Genomic DNA, 17669 nt, shown 5'->3' with positions numbered 1-17669 from the left:
CGCGCGAGCGGCGGCACACGGCGCCCTAGCGCCCGACGACACCGCGTCACATTGCTGTAGCTCCCCCCTGTGTGTTTGCGCGCAGCAATCCCAGCAGCTTCCGCACGGAAGTCCCGGAACCGGGCGCGGTGTTCAGGATTTTTGTCGGCGGTGGACCGCGTTGTAATGGACGCCCAGTTTGTGAGGCACCGCGACGAAGAGGCGGTACGGCTCTGGCACTAGCGCGCTGAAGATGCTGCGATGTCGGCCAAGCGCCAGCTGCGCTGGGGGCCGCCTTTCGAGCCGACCGTAGTTAACGCCATCAAGGCGCGACGGGCCATGCGGGGCGGTGGCCGGAAGGCTCGTCGTGGGCCGTTGTGAGCCGTCGTGACCGGCGAGCAGCAGCTTGATGACCGGCGGATGCGGTTGCAGAGCCCTCACCTCCAAGCCGAGCGACAAGACCACGCGACGGTAAAAGGCCGACGCGTGGCGGCCCGAGCGTCTTCGGAAAGGGTGCCTTTGCACTGAGCCGCTTGCACGAATTCTTTGGAACTGAGGCTGCAATGTGCGCAAAGCCGCTGGCCCATGTAGACCCACTCCCGGCCACCAGCCGACTGTCAGTGAGAGCATCAAACTGCCGATCCAGACTGGCAGCTGACCTCAGACCTTCTGGGCTGAGCGACGGATGCTCGTGAAATTCGCCATTCACATCCGAAAAGCACGTCGGTCCGCTGTACGACCGGAACCGGTCCATCAACGACAGCTCGCCGCAACATCGTGCGAACGGATGCAAGCGCAGCTAGCGAAATGGCGATCTGCACCCGTTGCGGAAGTTTGAGCTCGTGGTATCGACTGCCGCAGTGGTGAGAGGGACTTAACCGTGCGGTGGGCGCTCCGTGCGGCACTTGAACGTTTGATCGGCGCGTTGGTGGCACCGTCAATGTCAAGGCAATGCCGCCTCGTCATCGCCAGAGCTGTAAACATGATTGGGACGCTCCGCGTGGAACTGCCGGTTGACCCGATCCAGCGGGCATGGTGCCTTGGCGTCGCTGATCGTGGTGCGCACTACCTTGCCGCGCATCACGCCGCGCAGGCCCTGGCGACGCATCAACCGCTCGACCGTGCAGCGGGCCACCACTGTCCCCTCGCGGGCCAGCTGTCGCCAGACCTTGTCGGCTCCGTAGACCTGCAAGTTGTCCTGCCAGACGCGTTCGATCTGCGGTAGCAGGGCTTCATCGCGACGCGCTCTTGCGCAGCGCTTGCCCGGCTCGCGCAGCAGCGCCGCATGCCGGCGATAGCCCGAAGGGGCGACCTGCAAAACTTTGCAGATCGGCTCGACCCCGAAGGTATCGCGGTGCTCGTCGATGAAGTCATTTACGACTTGAGTCGGCGGTCGAGCTCCGCCTGGGCGAAAAACGCGCTGGCCAGCTTCAGGATCTCGTTGGCCCGGCGCAGCTCCTTGACCTCGCGCTCCAAATCTTTGACCCGCTGCGCCTCGCTGGTGGTGACGCCTTCACGCACGCCGCTGTCGACCTCGACACGCTTGACCCATTGCAGCAGCGTCTGCGGCACGCAGCCGATCTTGGGCGCAATGGACTCGATGGCCGCCCACAATGACGGGTACTCCCCACGGTGCTCTTGCACCATCCTCACCGCGCGCTCACGGACCTCGGGTGAGAACTTGTTCGACTTGTTCATGGCTTCATCTTCTCAAGAGTTGAAGCCTCCTCGAAACCGGGGCGATTCAGTCCTGGGCGGGCGCCTCGCATGGGAGGGAACAGCGACAGGCTGGTGGGACCGTGACGCCATCTACCGCGTCATCGAGAACCTCACGCTGAACGCCGCCAAGTACGGGCTACCTGCGAGTCCGATCTTATGCCGCATCACCAGAATCACGGACAAGCACGTGGACCTGACCGTGGAAAACCAGGGAAGTCCATCGACTCCTCAGACCGCGAAACGATCTTTGCGCCATTTGCGCGGGGAATGGGTGGAAAGTCCAGCAACCAAGCCGGATGGGGCATCGGCCTGGCTTTCGCGCGGTCGGTCGCACATGGCCATTGTGGTCAGCTGAAGCTGTTGCGCTCGGACGAAGAGGGCACAGTTTTTGGACTGGATTTGCCGGTCGATGCCAGGGCAAGCATCGCGCGCGGTGAGGCCCTGGGGTATTGACGGATGCCGGAGCTGGCTACATCCGTCGCGGTGTGCTTCGGCGGGCGACCCGTGCTGGGAGCCGGCAATCGTCGCTCAGCGGCTTGCGGAGACAGACTGCCACGGGCGCGCAACTGCCGACCGCGTGGACCCGCTCCCGGCCATAAGCGGGCAACTGTCAATGGCCGCTTCCGCGCTTGCTGATACAGAGGCTTCGCGAAGATGCGGCCATCGGACTAGCACGACAACTGCGCGGGCCAGCGATCTACTGTGGCCCAACATCTGTCGCGTTCGCAGCGCGTCAATCGGACAGGGACATGAGTGCAGAGCCGCGGCGCTGATGGATACGACTGATCGTTATTGCACTTGGACCCCAGCCACTTGCACGACGCGGCTCCACTTGGCCATGTCGGCCGCCAGGAAATCTCGCAAGCTTTCTGGTGTGCCGCCCCCCGGGATCACGCCGTGGTTCGCCAAGCGTTGTTGCACATCGGGCATGGCCAGAATGTGCGCCAGCTCGCTGTGCAAGCGCTGGATGACGGCAGGCGGGGTTCGGCCTGGCGCGAACAGGCCAAACCACGCCGTGACTTCGAAGCCCGGCAACCCCGATGCATCGACCGTGGGGATCTGCGGCAGATCCGGCAGACGCGCTGTGCCGGTGACGGCCAGCGCTCGCACCTTGCCGGCCTGGATGTGTGGCAGCGCCGCCGGAATGGTAGAGAAGTACACCTGCACGTGGCCGCCTAGCAGGTCGGACATCGCGGGGCCGCCGCCTTTGTAGGGAACGCCCAGCATGCGCGTGCCGGCCATGTGGTTGAACAGTTCGCCGGCCAGATGCGCGGTGGTGCCGGTGCCGGAGTTGGCAAACGTGACGGACTGGGGCGCAGTCTTTGCCAACTGAATGAGCTCCTTCACGTCGCGCGCTGCAACGCTCGGGTGCACTACCAACACCAATGGCAGCGTGCCGACCAGCACGACCGGTGCGAAGTCCTTGACCGTGTCGAAGCCGAGCTTGTACAGGCTGGGATTGATAGGGAACGAGGTGATCGGCATGACCAGCGTGTAGCCGTCTGGCGTCGATTCCGCCACCAGTTGGGCGCCAAGGTTGCCCGCGCCGCCTGGACGGTTTTCCACGATGACCGGCTGACCCAGCGCTGGCCCCAGCTTGTCGGCCAGCAGACGTGCGGCGAAGTCCGTGCCACCACCGGCCGCCACCGGCACGACGATCTTGATCGGGCGGTTCGGGTAGTTACCGGCGCTCCAAGCGGGCAGACAGGACATGGCGGCGGCAGCGCCTGTCCAGCGCAGCACGCGTCGTCGCGTGGGGGTTGGTGTCGTGGGCGGCACGGTACAGGGGTAGCGAGCGGGCATGGTGAAGTCTCCTGATGGATGGAAGGCTGGGCGCAACGCTGGCGTCAGCGAGGGGGAACGTTCAGCGACCCACGACGCGTGGTGCGACAGGTCCTGTCGCGCCTGCGCGTGGCCGCGACTCGGAGAGCGTCGAGTCGCGGTTGTCTGCTGAACCGCATGCGAACTGCCTGTCATGGGCGCCCAAACGCTGCAGGATCTGGTTCACGATGTAGCAGGCAGGCTCGGCCTGGGCGTGCGCGGCGAATGCGCTGCAAGCCAGCACAGTTAGGGCCGCGAGGTCACGAAGCTGTTGCGCAGCGCATCTGAAGACGGGAGTGGGCATGGCATTCCTTTCCGATGGCGCTACATGTGCGCCATCAATGCAGAATGCATTTCAAGATCTTGCGGTGCTCTGCCGCTACGGGCTAACCCCAGCCGATTTCATCGATTGAAATTTTTTGCGCCCAAGGCGCCAAGGCTCTGCAGTGGCGTTCAGGGCCTGTGCAGGTGCGGCCACAGTTGCGCGACGACTTCACGCTCGCCTGCGTAGGCATAGCAGCTGTCGACTTTCGCAAGGCGCTGGGCTTCACTGCCGGGCAAGTTGATTTCGGCCAAGCGCTTGGGGGCCAGCCCCTGGAAGGCGGTCGTCGCCATCGGCCCCAGCAATTCCACGATGTGCGTGCACGAGGCCGCGCCCCCCAGCAGCTCACGGACCTGGCGATTCCAGCCGTTGCGCAGAGACAGGCCCTTGAGCGGGGCTAGGGTGCCGGTCGCACCTGGGCACACGGTGAACGGCGTGGCCTCCATGGACGCGAAGGCGTCGTGCACGAGCATGTCCTCGTCGATGACCAGGTGCACGGCGATGTCGTGGATGGGTGTGCCAGGTGGCGTGTCGCCCGCCGCCAGCTGGCGGCGGAACGGGTGGCTCTTCGTGTCGAGCAGGCGGCCGACCACCTCGTAGTGGCCATCGCCACGCCGGTAAAACCGCAGGTCGATCTGGCGGTGGTGCAGTTCTTCGCGTTTCATCGTGAGCTGGCGGCCTGCGCCGCGTGAGTCAGGCTTCCTGGCGCACGGGCGCCCAGGCAAAGCTGTCCGGATTGTCGGTGCACACGGCTCCGGACGCGACGAGGGCTGCGCACTCCGCGGCCGACATGCCGGCTTGTTCAAGCACCTGCAAGGTGTGCTCGCCGAGCGCGGCTGGCGCAAGGGTGGCGACGCCATCGCGGTCGGCGCCTTGTCGCGGGAACTCGGGCACTTCGAACTGCAGGCCGCGGAAGGCCACCTGGCGCAGCTTGCCGGGCGTGTGTGCTTGCGGCGCTTCCAGCACCCGCTCAATCGGCAGCACCTCGGTGCAGCCCACGCCCGCCGTTTTCAGGCGCGACATGGCGACGTCGAAGGTTAGCGCGCCGATCGCTTGTTTCACCAACCCTTCCACCTGCTCGCGCGCCTTCTTGCGCTCCCGCAGTTTGGCCAGCGCGGGGTCTCTCGCTTCCGGCAGATCCATCGCCTCGCAGAACTTCAGCCAATGCCCATCGGTCAGCATCAGCAGGTACAGCCAGCGCTCGTCTGCCGTCAGGTAGGCGCCGTAGCCCGGCATGCTGAACTCACCATGGGGTTCGCGTTCGGGGCGCCCCAGCAGCTGGGTCTTGAGTTGCACGCCAACGAGATCGCGCGCTGCAACGTGCAGCCCGGTTTCGTACAGGCCCACTTCCACGTGGCGTTCGGCCGCGCCCGACCTGGCCTGCAGCAGAGAGGCCAGCACGCCAATCACCGCGTACGCACCCGCAAACTGGTCGTGGTACGACGGCCCGAGCCGGCTTGGGCGACCCTGAATGCGGTTGCCCTCCATCACTCCCGTGGCGGCCTCGGCTACGGGATTGGACGCCAGATCGTCCTCTTGTGGTCCTGCTGCGTAGCCTCGGATGTGGCAATACACCAGGTTTGGGTTGATGGCCGCGCAGTCCTCGCGGCCGACCCCCAGCTTGCGCGCGGCCTTGGGCGCCAGGTTGTGCACCAGTGCATCGGCGCTGGCCAGCAACGTGTGCAGGGCAGAACGTCCCTCCGACTTGGACAGGTCAATGCACACGCTTTTTTTGCCGTGGCTGTAGGCGATGAAGGTGCCGCTCGGGCCGCCCCGCACCAGGCTGCGCGTCGGGTCGCCAGCGGGGGGCTCAACCTTGATCACCTCGGCGCCGAGCTGCGAAAGGATGTGGCTGGCGAAAGGCGCGGCCAGCATGGTGCCGATCTCGATGACACGGCGGCCGGAAAGCGGTGCAGACATTTTCAATTCCTTAAAGAATGCATTGTTTGTCGATGTGAATTGCCGGGTCGGAGCCTACTTTGGGTTGATCTTCCTGTGAAGACAAGGGAAAACCCTGCAACTTCTTTGCGATGTTGCTCTTATAGAATGCATTGTGCGTTTTGCATCATTTGTGTTTGGCACTTGCGATTTCCAGGAGGCAACCATGCAGAGAAGAACTATGTTGGCAGGCGGCGCGGCGGCGGCTGCGGCGTCCTTGCCCGGCTTGGTATGGGCCCAGCAGGCTTCGCCTGGCATCGACTTGGCGAACAAGACGGTGACGGTGGGTGCGTTCAGCCCCATCACCGGTCCCGTGCCGTTCTATACGACCCTCACGCACGCCGCCGATGCCTGCTTCAAGTGGGCCAATGAGACCAATCAGCTCGGCGATGGCTGGAAGATCAACTTCGTGACTTACGACGACGGCTACGAGCCGGCGCGCAGCGTGGCCGTCACACGCCGGCTGGTCGAGGAGAACAAGATCTTCGCGCTCGCCGCCGCCACCGGGACGGCGCAATCGGTCGCTGTGATTCCCTATGCCAAGGAGGTCGGCCTGCCGATGATCGGCCCCATCGGGGGCGCCACGGCCCTGTTCTCCGAACGCCTGGTGTTCCCGCTCTTGCCCGACTACGGTTGGTCCGCCGCGTCCAACCTGGCCTACGCGCTGAAAGAACTGAAGGCCACGCGCGTCGGCCTGCTGTGGGAGAACGACGAGCTGGGCCGTTCCGGCAAGCGCGGCTTCGACCTTCACCTGGCCACGCTGAAGAAAGAGGCGGCCGAATCGATTCCGTTCGAGGTGCGCAACACCGACTTCACCCCGCATGTGCGCCGCCTGGCCAACGCCAAAGCCGATGTCGTGATCCTGTTCGGCTCGAATGCCAACCTGGCTTCGGCGCTGAAGGCGGCCGAGCGCTCCGGCTACAGCCCCAAATGGATGGCGCCGTTCTTCACGGCCGATCCCACCACGCGCAAGCTGGCGGGCCCGCTGCTGGACGGCACCTACTTCTCGTCCTGGCTGATGCCGGCCGGAGCGGAAGACGCCGAGGTCAAGGCCTACCGCGACAACGTCGCCAAGCACTACCCGAACGACCCCATCGGCGTCTTCGGCCTGAACGGATGGAGCAACGGCGCCCTGTTCGTGAAGGGCTTCCAGATGCTGCTGGCCAGCGGCAAGCCGCTCACGCGCGCCAACCTGGTGGACGTGATGGAGACCATGACGAATGCCACCGTCGGCGGGGCCCGCAACGTCAGCTACAAGGCGGGCGACCACCGAGGCGCACGGCAAGAAGGGATCATCCAGGCGCAGTCCGACGGCAGCTTCAAGCTGGTGCGCGACTTCCAACCTTTCCCGGCCGACGTCTTCGACGCCAAGCTGGGTTGAACCGGAAGCCACCACCATGAGCGAAACCACCCAGAACCCTTTCGCCGGCTGGATCGGACGTGAGGAAGAACGCAGCCAGCGCCTGCTCGCCAGCACGGCCGAGGCCATGGCCGCCACGCTGGACCTGCCGGCCGCGCCGCAACCGGGCGAGCCCCTGCCGCCAGGTTGGCAATGGCTTTACTTCAATCCCGCCGTGCGCCGCAGTGGACTGGGCTTGGATGGTCATCCGCAACGCGGAGGGTTCCTGCCCCCGATCGAGCTGCCACGTCGCATGTGGGCCGGAAGCCGCCTGCGCTACCTGGCCGACCTCCCGGTCGATGCTCAGGCGACACGGCGCAGCCTGATCCAAAAGGTCGAGAACAAGACCGGCAAGCGCGGCGCGCTGTGGTTCGTGACGGTCGAGCACCAGACTTTGTGCAACGACCGGCTTTGCATCGTGGAAGAGCAAGACATCGTGTACCGCGAAGCAACGCCGCCCGGACAGTCTGCGCCCACGCCGGCCCGGCACGACGCGGTCGCGCAATGGGGCCACGAGGTGCAGCCCGACACCACCTTGCTGTTTCGCTATTCCGCGCTGACCTTCAACGGCCACCGCATCCATTACGACCAACCCTACGCGCAGCACGAAGAGGGCTACCCAGGGCTCGTGGTGCACGGCCCGCTCACCGCGACGCTGTTGCAGCAACTGGCCGTGGCGCAGGGTGGTGGCCGCGCGTTGGAGCGCTTCGACTTTCGCGGGGTCAGCCCGCTGTTCGTGGGCCGCACCTTCCGTCTGGAGGGCCGCGACGAGCCCGACGGGACGCTGGCCCTCTGGGCGCGCGGACCCGACGGTGAATTGGCCATGTCAGCCACGGCCGCCTTCCGCTGATCCCCAACGCATCGACAACCCATCCACAGGAGACATCACCCATGGCACAGCATCTGAGTGGGCCGGCGAGCCTGCAAGGCCAGGTCGCGCTGATCACGGGCGGCGCGGGCGGCATGGGCCGCGCCATCGCGCAGGCCTTCCACGGTGCCGGCGCCACCGTCATCGCGACCGACCGGGCCGAACACGAGGACGTCGGCGACGGCATCCACTACCGGCAATACGACGTGACATCGCGCCCAGCGACTGACCGGCTCGTGGACGGCATCGTGGCCGAATACGGCAAGGTCGACATCCTCGTGCTGTGCGCGGGCATCATCGCGCGCACGCCCCTGGCCGACAGCAGCGATGACGAATGGGACGCCATCCTGTCGGTCAACGTGCGCGGCGTCGTCAATCCCACGCGCAAGTTGTTCCCGTTGATGTGCGCTCAAGGATTCGGCAAGATCCTGGCGGCCGGCTCCATCGCCGCCAAGAACGGTGGCGTGGCCTCGGGTCCCGCGTACGTGGCCTCCAAGGCCGCCGTGCACGGCATGATGCGCTGGATCGCCAAGGCCGGCGCGCCGCACGGCGTCTACGCCAACACGCTGGCCCCAGGGCCGGTGGAAACGGCCATGTGGGCCAACGTGACGGGCCAGGCCGCCCCGTCCGCCAACGGCACAGTGCCGCTGGGTCGTTACGGCAACGCCCAGGACATCGCGCAGGCTGCCCTCTTCTTGTGTTCACCGGCGTCCAATTGGATCACCGGCACGTCGCTGGACATCAGCGGCGGCATGTGGATGGACTGAGCACGCCATGAGCACCTCATCCATTCCCGTGATCGGCTTCGTCGGCCTGGGCGTCATGGGCGGCGCCATGTGCCGCAACGTCGCACTCAAGCATGCCGGCGATGTGCTGGCCTTCGACATCAGCGCCGACGCTTTCGCCGCGGTGGAAGGCACCAAAGCACGCCGGGTCGCCACGCTGGCCGCCCTGGCCGAGCAGGCCGACGTCGTGCTGCTGTCCCTCCCAGGCGGTCCGGCCGTTGAGCAGGTCTGCCTGGGCGCTGGAGGCCTCACGGCTGGCGCGCGCCGCCCGTCCGTCATCGTGGACCTCAGCACCACTACGGTGGCCGCGGCCCGCAGCATCGACGCGCGACTGGCCGCGCTCGGTGTGGCGTTCGCCGATGCGCCGGTGGCGCGCACCCGGGAAGCCGCGCAGCGCGGTGAACTCAGCATCATGGTGGGCGCAGACGATGACCTCTTCGCGCGCATCGCGCCGCTGCTCTCTTACATGGGCTCGGACGTCACGCACTGCGGGCCTGTGGGCTGCGGCCAGGTCGTCAAGCTCATCAACAACGCGTTGGTGTTCGAAAACACCGTGGCGCTGGCCGAGATGATGGTGCTGGGCCAACGTGCGGGCGTCCAACCGGCCACGCTGCTCGATGCGGTGTCCAAGGGCTCGGGTGACAGCTTCGTACTGCGCAACCACGGCCGCAAGGCCATGCTGCCCAGGGAGTTTCCGGAGAAGTCCTTCCCCAGCGCCTACGTGCTCAAGGACATCGGTTACGTGCTCGAACTGGCGCAGCAGACAGGGACGGCCACGCGCGTTACCGAGCTGGCCCAGCTCTACTACCAGTCCACCCACGCGGCGCACGGCGCAGCCTACTTCCCCTCCGTCATCGAAGTGGTGGACGCTGGCCATGCCTTGGCCGATGCCGCGGGAGACCGTACATGAACGATCTGCTCGGTCTCGTCTGGGCAGGCGTCGTCAGCGGCTGCCTGTACGCCATGGGGGCGATCGGCATCGTGCTGATCTACAAGAGCTCCAAGGTCGTCAACTTCGCGCACGGCAACCTGGCCGGCCTGGCAGCCTTCCTGGTGTTCGGATTCACGGCCGGCACATTGGCACAGCTGTCGTGGGGCGTCGCGGTACTGGCCACGCTGGCCATCATGGTGGCGGTCATGGCCGTCAGCTACTGGCTGATCGCGCCGCTGGTCTTCAAGTCGGATCTCACCAGCACCATCGCGACGCTTGGCATCGGACTGGTCGCGCAGGGTGTCACGCAGTTGGTTTTCGGGGCCAACGTGGTCGCACTGGACCTGCCACTGCCGAAGTGGCACGTGCAACTCGGCGCGCTGCGTGTGACCGGCTACGACCTTGCGGTGCTGGGCGTGACAGGGCTGACGATCGCCGGGCTGTGGCTGCTGATCGAGCGCACGCGCATCGGCATTGCGTTCCGAGCCGTCTCGGCCAACCCCTTCGCCAGCCGCGTCTGCGGGCTGAACCTGCGCCACGTGCACCTCTTCTCATGGGTGGTGGCCGGCCTCCTGGGCCTGATCGCGGCGCTGCTGATCGTGCCCACCACCTTCCTGTCATCCACCACGGTAGCCGCGTTCATGCTGCAGGCGTTCGCGGCAGCGGTGGTCGGCGGCTTCAGCAGCCTGCCGGGCGCGGTGGTCGGTGGCATCTTCATCGGCGTGCTGATGAACCTGCTCTCCTACTACGTGGCCGCGGAGTTCAGCAACACCTACCTGCTGCTGACCATCCTGCTGGTCCTGAATTGGTTCCCCAGGGGCGTGCTCGCCATGCGGGAGGGCACCCGTGTCTGACGCCTCCACCTTGCAGGGCGGTCTGGTCCCTCCGGGTACCACCGCGGCCTCCACCGCACCCGTGCCACGCCGTCGCCTGGCCGAAACCATCAACTGGGTGGGCATCGCCCTTCTCGTGGTGCTGCCGCTGGTGGCAGGCGGCTACTGGACCTTCACACTCGGCCTGGCTTTTGCCAACGCCATCGCCATCTTGGGCGTGAGCTTCCTGGTGCGCTTCGGTGGCGAGGTGTCGATCGGCCACGGCGTTTTTGTCGCGGCTGGCGCCTACACCGTCGCGCTGGTCGAGAAGTACCTGGGCCTGTCGTTGCTGGCCAGCCTGCCGCTGGCGGCGGTGGTGGGGGCGCTGCTGGGCCTGGTCTTTGCCTTCCCGTCGCGCCACCTGTCCGGCATCACGCTGGCCGTGGCCACCATGGCACTCGCCCTGGCACTGCCCGAGATGCTGCTGCATTTTTCCAGTGTGACCGGCGGCTTCGAAGGCCTGTACGTCAAGCAGGATGCACTGCCTGGCCTGCCCAAGGAATTGCAGCGCTACTACCTGCCGCTGGCCGGCCTGGTGCTGGTGGTGCTGCTGCTCAAGCAGTTCCGCCGCTCACGCCAGGCGACGGCGCTGCTCCTGATCCGCACCTCCGCCCATGCCGCCGAGAGTTTCGGCATCCGCCGCAGCTGGGCCCGGCTGTCGTGCATGGCGCTGAGCGCCAGCATCGCGGCCCTGGCTGGCGCCCTGCTGTCGTTCAGCTCTTCGACGGTGTCGCCCAACAGCTTCACGCTGTGGACCTCGATCTTTTTGCTGGTCGGCTCCGTCGTCAGCCTGTACGCCCTGACCTTCGTAGGGGCACTGGTCGGCGGCCTGTTCCTGACGCTGATGCCGTTGCTGTTGGCCGGCGCGGGCAACTGGGTGCCCATCCTCTACGGCGGCGCGCTCTTGGCCGTGGTGCTGGGCTTCAACGCGCTGTCGCCCGCACTCAAAGCGCGGCTCGAAGGAGGACAAGGATGAGCGCCGTTCTGCAAGAACCCGATGGCGGCGCGCTGGTCGTGGAGCAGCTGTCGCTGTCCTTCGGTGGCATCCATGTGCTGCAGGAGATCGGCATGACCTTGCGTGCCGGTCAGATCACCGGATTGATCGGTCCGAACGGCGCCGGCAAGACCAGCTTCTTCAACTGCCTGACAGGCCTGTACGCACCGCAAGTCGGCGCGATCCGTTTCGGCGGCAGGCGGCTGGAACGGGTGCCGCCAGCCGGTCGCGCGGCGCTGGGCTTCTCGCGCAGCTTCCAGCACGTGGCGCTGTGCCCAGAGCTGTCGATCGCCGAGAACGTGATGATCGGCTTGCACCGGCTGTCCGGCGCGGGCTGGCTCGACGCCATCCTGCCACTGGCGCGCGGCCGTGCCGAGCGCCGCGCGCACCGTTCGCAGGCCGTGGCCGCGTTGCATCGGTTGGGCATCGCCGACGTGGCCGACGCCATGCCCGCGCAACTGCCGCCCGGCGTATTGCGGCTGGCCGAGATCGCGCGTGCCACGGTCGGTGCGCCACGGGTGCTGCTGCTCGACGAACCGGCCGCTGGCCTGAACTCGGTGGAAACCCACGATCTGGCGCAGGCGCTCAAGACCCTGCGCTCTCCGCAGCTGGTGCTGGTGGTCGTGGAGCACGACATGGACCTGATCATGGAAGTGTGCGACCAGATCCACGTGTTGAACGTCGGCCGCGTGCTGGCCTGCGGCACTCCTGCACAGGTCCGGGCCAACCCGGAAGTCGTGCGCGTGTACCTCGGAGACGACGATGTCTGAGCCCCTCCTGCAGCTCGAAGACTTGACCGTGCGCTACGGCGCCGGGCCGGTCGTGCATGGCGTGACGCTGGCCATGCAGGACGGCAGCGTGGCTGCGCTGCTGGGCGCGAACGGCGCCGGCAAGTCCAGCACCCTGCGCGCCATCGCCGGCCTGGAGAGCGCCGAAGGCCGGGTGTTGTTCGATGGCCAGGATGTGTCGCGTTTGCCGGTAGCGGCCCGTTTCAAGGCCGGCATCGTCTACGTGCCCGAGGGCCGCGCCATCGTGGCCGACCTCACCGTGGCCGAGAACCTGCTGCTCGGCGGCTACTTCGTCGACGCGGCCACGCGCAGCCGTCGCCAGCAGATGGTGCTGGAGTTCTTTCCCGAGATCGCCAACCGGTTGCGCGCACCGGCCGGCCTGCTCAGCGGCGGCGAGCAGCAGATGCTGGCCATCGGCCGCGGCCTGATGTCCGGCCCGCGCCTGCTGCTGCTCGACGAACCCTCGCTCGGTCTGGCGCCGCTGCTGGTGGCGCGCGTGTACGAGCGCATCGCTGCGATCCAGCAAGAGCAGCAACTGGCAGCGCTGTTGGTGGAGCAAAGCTTCCATGCCGCGGCCAAGCTGGCCACGCACGCCTGGGTCATGCGCCACGGCCACATCGTGGGCGAACTCGATGCCCAGGCCTTGCGCAGCCGCGAAGGCCGCCAGCAAGCCATCGACGCCTATCTGGGAGCGCGCCAGGAGGCCGCTGCCTGAACCGAATCTTTCACCCCGTCCCTTAGCCATCCGACCACCACCACCACAGGAGAGTAGACCTTGAACACCGCAACCCTCGACAAAGCCCCCGCTGCGCAAGCCCAACCGCAAGGCGAGGTCGGCAACGCACCGGCCGAAGGCCGCATCACCGATCAGGCCGTGGCCGACGCGCGCGCCATGATCGGCCTGCACCTGCGGCCCGAAGGCCCCTACCTGCAAGACGCCACGGCCGACACGCTGCGCAACTGGTGCAACGGCATCGGCGACTTGAACCCGCTCTACCGCGAGCTGGGCTACGCCTCCGGCACCCGCTTCGGCACGCTCGTCGGCCATCCGATGTTCCCGATGGCCTTCGGCTGGTTGGGCCGCACGCGCTGGGGCCTGCCTGGCGTGCATGGCTTCTACGCCGGCAACGACTGGGAACTGTTCCGCCACGTGCGTCCTGGCGACCGCATCACGGCCATCGAACGCGTGGTGGGCGTGGAGGAGAAGGAGAGCAAGTTCTCCGGTCGCCTGGTGCTCCAGTACGTGGAGGCGTCCTACTACAACCAACGCAGCGAGCTGGTCGCGCGGGGCCTGGGCACCTGCACGCGGCACGAACGCAAGGCGGCACGCGACACTGGCAAGTACGCTGAAATCGAGCAGTACCAATACACCAACGAGGAGCACGACCGCATCGACGAGATCGTGCTGAACGAGCCCAAGAACATCCGCGGCGCCAACGTGCGCTACTGGGAAGAAGTGGAAGTGGGCGAACAGCTGCCCACCATCGCTCGCGGCCCGCTGTCGTTGATGGACACCATGGGCTTCCTGGTGGGCTGTGGACGGGGCCACACGCATGGCGTGGTCCTGCAGGCCGCGGTCAAGCACCCGGGCCACTTCTTCCGCAACCCCGAAGCGGGCGGCGGCGTGGAGTACACCGGCATCGGGCACCACCGCGAGTCGGTGGCGAAGGAAGTCGGCGTGCCCGGTACTTACGACTACGGCCCGCAGCGTTCCTCGTGGATGGCCTCCATGGTGACCAACTGGATGGGCGACGCCGGGGTGCTGAAGCGTGTGCGCACGGAAATGCGCCGCTTCAACATCGTGGGCGACACCACCTTCTGCAAAGGCAAGGTCGTGCGCAAGTACGTCAAGGACAACGTCGGCCTGGTCGACATCGAGATCGCGGCGGAGAACCAGCGCGGCGAGGTCACCACCCCCGGCGTGGCGACCGTTGCGTTGCCCTCGCGCGATGTCAAGCGACCCGCCTTCCTGGACGGTGCGGCCATCGATCTGGAGCTGCCGGTCACCCGCTGAAAGCGAACGCCATGCCACTGCACACTGCCATGTCTTCCCAGGAGAGGCCGTCCGCTGCGGGTCTGCCGTTGTCCGGCTGCCGTGTCGTCGAACGCTCGCGCACGGTCGCGGCGGCCTACGCCGGCCGCCTGCTGGCAGCCATGGGCGCGCACGTGGTCATGGCCGAGCCGGCTGGCGGCTCGCCGTTGCGCCAGGCGCCGCCCTGGCTGGACGATGGCGGCGAGAGCGCGCTGTTCGCCTACTTGGCCGTGGGCAAGCACAGCCTGCTCTGTGACCTGCAGGCCGAGTCAGGACGGGCGCGCCTGGACACCGAATTGACCCAGGCCGACATCCTGCTGGACGACACGCCACTGCGCGAGCGGGCGGCGCTGGGCCTGGATGCCGCCAGCATCGGCGAGCGCTTCAAACAGCTTGTGCACGTGAGCGTTCTGCCATTCGGTGCCAGCGGTCCCAAAGCCGATTGGGATGGTGAGGAAGTCAACCTGGTGCATGCCGGCGGAGAGGGCTTCCTGCTGCCGAACGGCCTGTCGCACGAGATGTTCCCGGACCGGCCGCCACTGAAAATCTACGGTCACTTCGCGGGCTACCAGGGTGGCGCTATGGCTGCGATGTCGGCTTTGTCCGCTTGGTGGGCCGTGCCGCAAGCCGGCGGACAGTATGTCGACGTCTCGATCCAGGACGCGAACCTGTGCGTGGGCTCGTTCGCACTGCAGCGGCTGGGCGACGGATCGCTGGAGCACCGCGCCACGCGGCACTTCCGGTACGGTGGCGTGTTCCAGGCGGCCGACGGCTACCTCGAACTGCTGACGCTGGAAGACCGTCAGTGGTTGGCGCTGGTCGAGATGATGGCGTTTCCGGAGTGGGCCATGGACGAAGCGTTGCGCGATCCGCTGGAACGCAGCCGTCGTGGGAACGAGATCAACCAGCACATCCGAGCCTGGATGGCGCAGCATCCGGTGGATGAGATCGTCAGCCGGGCGCAGGCGCTCGGCGTTCCCGTGGGCCGTTACCGGTCACCGCAGGAAGTGGCGAGCGGCGCGCACGAACAGGCACGCGCGCTGTTCGCCGATGCGCAGCTCAGTGATGGGCGCAGCTTCCAGGTGTTGCGCGCCCCGTTTCAGTTCCGCTGCACCCCGTTGCCCGGCGGGGCCAGTGTGCCGGCCTTGGACAGTATGGCAACACAAGGGACGACATGAGCCAACAGACAACATCGCTGAACGCGCCGCTTGCAGGGGTGCGCATCGCCGATTTCACGATCCACGCCGCCGGCCCGTTCTGCACGCACCTGCTGTCGCAGATGGGGGCGGAGTGCATCAAGATCGAAAGCCGGACGCGTCCCGATGCCTTCCGCAAGCCGCATGCCGTCTATGGCCGCATGCAGGCCGCAACGTTCGACCAGGTGTCGGCCAACAAGCTGTCGGTGCGCCTGAACCTCAAGCATCCGGAAGCCGTGGTGCTGGCCAAGCGGCTGGTCGTGGCATCGGACATTGCCGCCGAGAGTTTTCGCCCCGGTGTCATGAAGCGCCTCGGCCTGGACTTCGAAGCGCTGTGCGCGGCCAAGTCCGACGTGGTGCTGTTGTCCTTGTCGTCATGCGGTCAGAGTGGCCCCGATTCGCATTTCGCGGGCTACGCGCCCCTGTTTGGCGCCTGGGGCGGGCTGGGCTGGATGAGCGGGTACAGCGACGGGCCGCCCGTGGAGATGCGCCATGTGATGGACCACTCGGCCGGCCTGCACGCCGCGCTGGCCACGATCGCCGCGCTGCACCAGCGTCGCCGCACGGGCCAAGCCCAGCACGTCGATCTGGCGGCGCGCGAAGTGGCCTCGGCCATGATTGGCGACGCGCTGGTCCTCGCCAGTGCCGGCCTGGTGCCGCCCCGGCCTGGAAATGCCGACCCGGTTCTGGCGCCGCACGGCGTGTACGCCACCGCGGTGCCGGACCGTTGGCTGACCTTGGCGGTGCGCAACGACGCCGAATGGCTGGCGTTGCTGCAGGTGCTGCGGCAGTCGGCGGCAGACCCCCGCTTTGCCACCGCTGACGGCAGGCGCGCGCACCGTGAGGCGCTGGATGTTCAACTGGAAGTGTGGCTGGCGGTTCTGGACGGCGATGTGCTGGCCTCCCAACTGCAGCAGGCGGGCGTGTGCGCCCATGTCTCCTGGAACATGCAGGACATCGCATCCGATCCGCATCTGCGTGCACGCCAGTCGCTCACCGAGGTGCAGGGCCCTGGCATCGAGCCGCGCCTGGCCGTGGGCGCGCCCATGCGCTTCGGCCGCACGTCCGACGTTGGCATCCGCAGGCTGACGCCCGAACTGGGCCAGGACGAGGACTACGTGTTCGGCGAGCTGTTGGGCTTGAGCAGCGCGCAGCGCGCCGAACTGGAAGAGCGCGAGGTGATCCTGTGAGCCGCGAACGCATCGACCGCAGCCTGTTGTTCGTGCCAGGCCACAAACCCGAACGCTTCGACAAGGCCGCTGCCAGCGGGGCGCATGCCATCGTGCTGGATCTGGAAGACGCCGTTGCCCCGCCCGATAAGGTGGCCGCGCGCGACCAGGCGGCTGCTTGGCTGGCGAGTGGACGCAGTGCATTCGTGCGGGTGAACGCCGCCGACACGCCCTGGCATACCGACGACATGCGCATGCTGGCCGCGAGGCCCTCTGCGGGCCTCATGCTGCCGAAAGCGAATGCCGCGAGCATGACGCGCGTGCTTCAGGCCTTGCCGCAGCGCCGCTCGATCGCCTTGCTGGAGACCGTGGCAGGCTACCAGGAACTGGCGTGGCTGGCCGTCGTGCCGGGCCTGGAGCGAATCGCCTTCGGCAGCGTGGACTTCGCCGCCGAGACCGGCATCTCCGATGTGGGCGAGGCGCTGACGGCCGTGCGCACGCAGATTGTGCTGCAGTCCTGCGCGGCCAGTTTGGCCCCGCCTGTCGATGGCGTGAGTTTGAGCTTCACCGATTTCACGGTGATGCGTGACGACGCGCGGCGCTCGCGCCTGCTCGGGTTTGGCGGCAAGTTGTGCATCCATCCCCAACAGCTTGCAGCCGTGCATGCCGCCTTCGCCCCCACCGAAGCCGAACGCGATTGGGCCGCGCGCGTGCTGGTGGCATTTGAAGCCAGTCGTGGCGCTGCCACCGCCGTGGATGGCAGGATGATCGACAAGCCCGTGGTCGACAAGGCGCGCCGCCTGCTGGCCGAGTCGGCCTTGGGCGCACTCTAGAATGGCCCGCAGCGGCCGGCGCA

17 protein-coding genes, 1 pseudogene and 1 other annotated feature are annotated in these 17669 nt (G+C 66.9%); of the genes and pseudogenes, 14 read left to right on the top strand and 4 right to left on the bottom strand.

Annotated features, from left to right (window positions below; all coding sequences use genetic code 11):
- Window positions 1-949: 949 nt before the first annotated feature.
- Window positions 950-1677 (bottom strand): annotated as a pseudogene (locus ASF43_RS29665) (IS3 family transposase); the annotation flags it as partial.
- Window positions 1283-1399: a sequence feature (AL1L pseudoknot), on the bottom strand. Its footprint overlaps the pseudogene before it by 117 nt.
- On the opposite strand from ASF43_RS29665, the gene ASF43_RS30410 reads away from it, so the two are divergent.
- Window positions 1676-2053, top strand: coding sequence for an ATP-binding protein (locus ASF43_RS30410; RefSeq protein ID WP_162241763.1), 378 nt, complete (start codon window positions 1676-1678; stop codon window positions 2051-2053). The pseudogene ASF43_RS29665 and the gene ASF43_RS30410 overlap by 2 nt on opposite strands.
- Complete coding sequence (locus ASF43_RS32170; protein WP_369803240.1) at window positions 1966-2151, top strand: hypothetical protein; 186 nt, start codon at window positions 1966-1968, stop codon at window positions 2149-2151. The genes ASF43_RS30410 and ASF43_RS32170 overlap by 88 nt, the downstream gene beginning before the upstream one ends.
- Before the next feature lie 336 nt (window positions 2152-2487).
- Here ASF43_RS32170 and ASF43_RS05580 read toward each other — a convergent pair whose 3' ends face one another.
- The 3 genes from ASF43_RS05580 to ASF43_RS05570 form a co-directional block, all read right to left on the bottom strand.
- Window positions 2488-3441, bottom strand: a complete 954-nt coding sequence (locus tag ASF43_RS05580) for a tripartite tricarboxylate transporter substrate binding protein (protein ID WP_056177496.1) — start codon at window positions 3439-3441, stop codon at window positions 2488-2490.
- A 531-nt stretch (window positions 3442-3972) separates the two neighbouring features.
- Window positions 3973-4506, bottom strand: coding sequence for a DUF2889 domain-containing protein (locus tag ASF43_RS05575; RefSeq protein WP_056177494.1), 534 nt, complete (start codon window positions 4504-4506; stop codon window positions 3973-3975).
- Between the two features lie 28 nt (window positions 4507-4534).
- On the bottom strand, window positions 4535-5761 hold the full coding sequence (locus ASF43_RS05570) for a CaiB/BaiF CoA-transferase family protein (RefSeq protein WP_056177493.1): 1227 nt from the start codon (window positions 5759-5761) through the stop codon (window positions 4535-4537).
- Between the two features lie 184 nt (window positions 5762-5945).
- Here ASF43_RS05570 and ASF43_RS05565 point away from each other — a divergent pair, with 184 nt between their 5' ends.
- The 12 genes from ASF43_RS05565 to ASF43_RS05510 are packed head-to-tail and all read left to right on the top strand — an operon-like array spanning window position 5946 to window position 17646.
- Window positions 5946-7160 carry an ABC transporter substrate-binding protein gene (locus ASF43_RS05565; RefSeq protein WP_056177491.1) on the top strand — a complete coding sequence of 405 codons (1215 nt, stop codon included), beginning with the start codon at window positions 5946-5948 and terminating at the stop codon, window positions 7158-7160.
- Window positions 7161-7176: 16 nt separating this feature from the next.
- Window positions 7177-8028, top strand: a complete 852-nt coding sequence (locus ASF43_RS05560; RefSeq protein ID WP_056177489.1) for a MaoC family dehydratase N-terminal domain-containing protein — start codon at window positions 7177-7179, stop codon at window positions 8026-8028.
- A gap of 41 nt (window positions 8029-8069) precedes the next feature.
- The gene (locus ASF43_RS05555) at window positions 8070-8813 is read left to right on the top strand and encodes an SDR family NAD(P)-dependent oxidoreductase (protein WP_056177487.1); all 744 of its coding nucleotides are present in this window, start codon (window positions 8070-8072) and stop codon (window positions 8811-8813) included.
- Window positions 8814-8820: 7 nt separating this feature from the next.
- Window positions 8821-9741: an NAD(P)-dependent oxidoreductase gene (locus ASF43_RS05550; protein ID WP_056177486.1), complete on the top strand. Its 921-nt coding sequence runs from the start codon at window positions 8821-8823 to the stop codon at window positions 9739-9741.
- Window positions 9738-10616, top strand: coding sequence for a branched-chain amino acid ABC transporter permease (locus ASF43_RS05545; RefSeq protein WP_056177484.1), 879 nt, complete (start codon window positions 9738-9740; stop codon window positions 10614-10616). The genes ASF43_RS05550 and ASF43_RS05545 overlap by 4 nt, the downstream gene beginning before the upstream one ends.
- A complete protein-coding gene (locus ASF43_RS05540; RefSeq protein ID WP_082497614.1) occupies window positions 10609-11610 on the top strand; it encodes a branched-chain amino acid ABC transporter permease in 1002 nt (333 codons plus the stop codon). The genes ASF43_RS05545 and ASF43_RS05540 overlap by 8 nt, the downstream gene beginning before the upstream one ends.
- Window positions 11607-12398 (top strand): ABC transporter ATP-binding protein, encoded by a 792-nt coding sequence (locus ASF43_RS05535; RefSeq protein WP_056177482.1) that lies wholly within the window; start codon window positions 11607-11609, stop codon window positions 12396-12398. The genes ASF43_RS05540 and ASF43_RS05535 overlap by 4 nt, the downstream gene beginning before the upstream one ends.
- On the top strand, window positions 12391-13131 hold the full coding sequence (locus ASF43_RS05530) for an ABC transporter ATP-binding protein (protein ID WP_056177480.1): 741 nt from the start codon (window positions 12391-12393) through the stop codon (window positions 13129-13131). The genes ASF43_RS05535 and ASF43_RS05530 overlap by 8 nt, the downstream gene beginning before the upstream one ends.
- A 60-nt stretch (window positions 13132-13191) precedes the next feature.
- Window positions 13192-14430, top strand: a complete 1239-nt coding sequence (locus ASF43_RS05525) for a MaoC family dehydratase N-terminal domain-containing protein (protein WP_056177478.1) — start codon at window positions 13192-13194, stop codon at window positions 14428-14430.
- Window positions 14431-14459: 29 nt separating this feature from the next.
- Window positions 14460-15626: a CoA transferase gene (locus tag ASF43_RS05520; protein ID WP_056177476.1), complete on the top strand. Its 1167-nt coding sequence runs from the start codon at window positions 14460-14462 to the stop codon at window positions 15624-15626.
- Window positions 15623-16834 (top strand): CaiB/BaiF CoA-transferase family protein, encoded by a 1212-nt coding sequence (locus ASF43_RS05515; RefSeq protein ID WP_056177474.1) that lies wholly within the window; start codon window positions 15623-15625, stop codon window positions 16832-16834. The genes ASF43_RS05520 and ASF43_RS05515 overlap by 4 nt, the downstream gene beginning before the upstream one ends.
- Window positions 16831-17646 (top strand): CoA ester lyase, encoded by an 816-nt coding sequence (locus tag ASF43_RS05510; RefSeq protein WP_235578129.1) that lies wholly within the window; start codon window positions 16831-16833, stop codon window positions 17644-17646. Before ASF43_RS05515 ends, ASF43_RS05510 begins: the two co-directional genes overlap by 4 nt.
- Window positions 17647-17669 lie beyond the last annotated feature (23 nt).

It is taken from the genome of Pseudorhodoferax sp. Leaf267 (genome assembly GCF_001422405.1).
Classification (GTDB): Bacteria; Pseudomonadota; Gammaproteobacteria; order Burkholderiales; family Burkholderiaceae_C; genus Pseudorhodoferax.
The sequence above is the reverse complement of the archived record's forward strand: the minus strand, read 5'-3'. Positions and strand labels throughout refer to the sequence as shown.

What these genes read in the sequence shown, in the direction of transcription:
- ASF43_RS05550 (WP_056177486.1), top strand. Translation starts at nt 8,821, where the DNA reads ATGAGCACCTCATCCATTCCCGTGATCGGCTTCGTCGGCCTGGGCGTC.
- ASF43_RS05555 (WP_056177487.1), top strand. Translation starts at nt 8,070, where the DNA reads ATGGCACAGCATCTGAGTGGGCCGGCGAGCCTGCAAGGCCAGGTCGCG.
- ASF43_RS05535 (WP_056177482.1), top strand. Translation starts at nt 11,607, where the DNA reads ATGAGCGCCGTTCTGCAAGAACCCGATGGCGGCGCGCTGGTCGTGGAG.
- ASF43_RS05560 (WP_056177489.1), top strand. Translation starts at nt 7,177, where the DNA reads ATGAGCGAAACCACCCAGAACCCTTTCGCCGGCTGGATCGGACGTGAG.
- ASF43_RS05565 (WP_056177491.1), top strand. Translation starts at nt 5,946, where the DNA reads ATGCAGAGAAGAACTATGTTGGCAGGCGGCGCGGCGGCGGCTGCGGCG.
- ASF43_RS05520 (WP_056177476.1), top strand. Translation starts at nt 14,460, where the DNA reads ATGTCTTCCCAGGAGAGGCCGTCCGCTGCGGGTCTGCCGTTGTCCGGC.
- ASF43_RS05515 (WP_056177474.1), top strand. Translation starts at nt 15,623, where the DNA reads ATGAGCCAACAGACAACATCGCTGAACGCGCCGCTTGCAGGGGTGCGC.
- ASF43_RS05570 (WP_056177493.1), bottom strand. Translation starts at nt 5,761, where the DNA reads ATGTCTGCACCGCTTTCCGGCCGCCGTGTCATCGAGATCGGCACCATG.
- ASF43_RS32170 (WP_369803240.1), top strand. Translation starts at nt 1,966, where the DNA reads ATGGGTGGAAAGTCCAGCAACCAAGCCGGATGGGGCATCGGCCTGGCT.
- ASF43_RS05575 (WP_056177494.1), bottom strand. Translation starts at nt 4,506, where the DNA reads ATGAAACGCGAAGAACTGCACCACCGCCAGATCGACCTGCGGTTTTAC.
- ASF43_RS05545 (WP_056177484.1), top strand. Translation starts at nt 9,738, where the DNA reads ATGAACGATCTGCTCGGTCTCGTCTGGGCAGGCGTCGTCAGCGGCTGC.
- ASF43_RS05530 (WP_056177480.1), top strand. Translation starts at nt 12,391, where the DNA reads ATGTCTGAGCCCCTCCTGCAGCTCGAAGACTTGACCGTGCGCTACGGC.
- ASF43_RS30410 (WP_162241763.1), top strand. Translation starts at nt 1,676, where the DNA reads ATGGCTTCATCTTCTCAAGAGTTGAAGCCTCCTCGAAACCGGGGCGAT.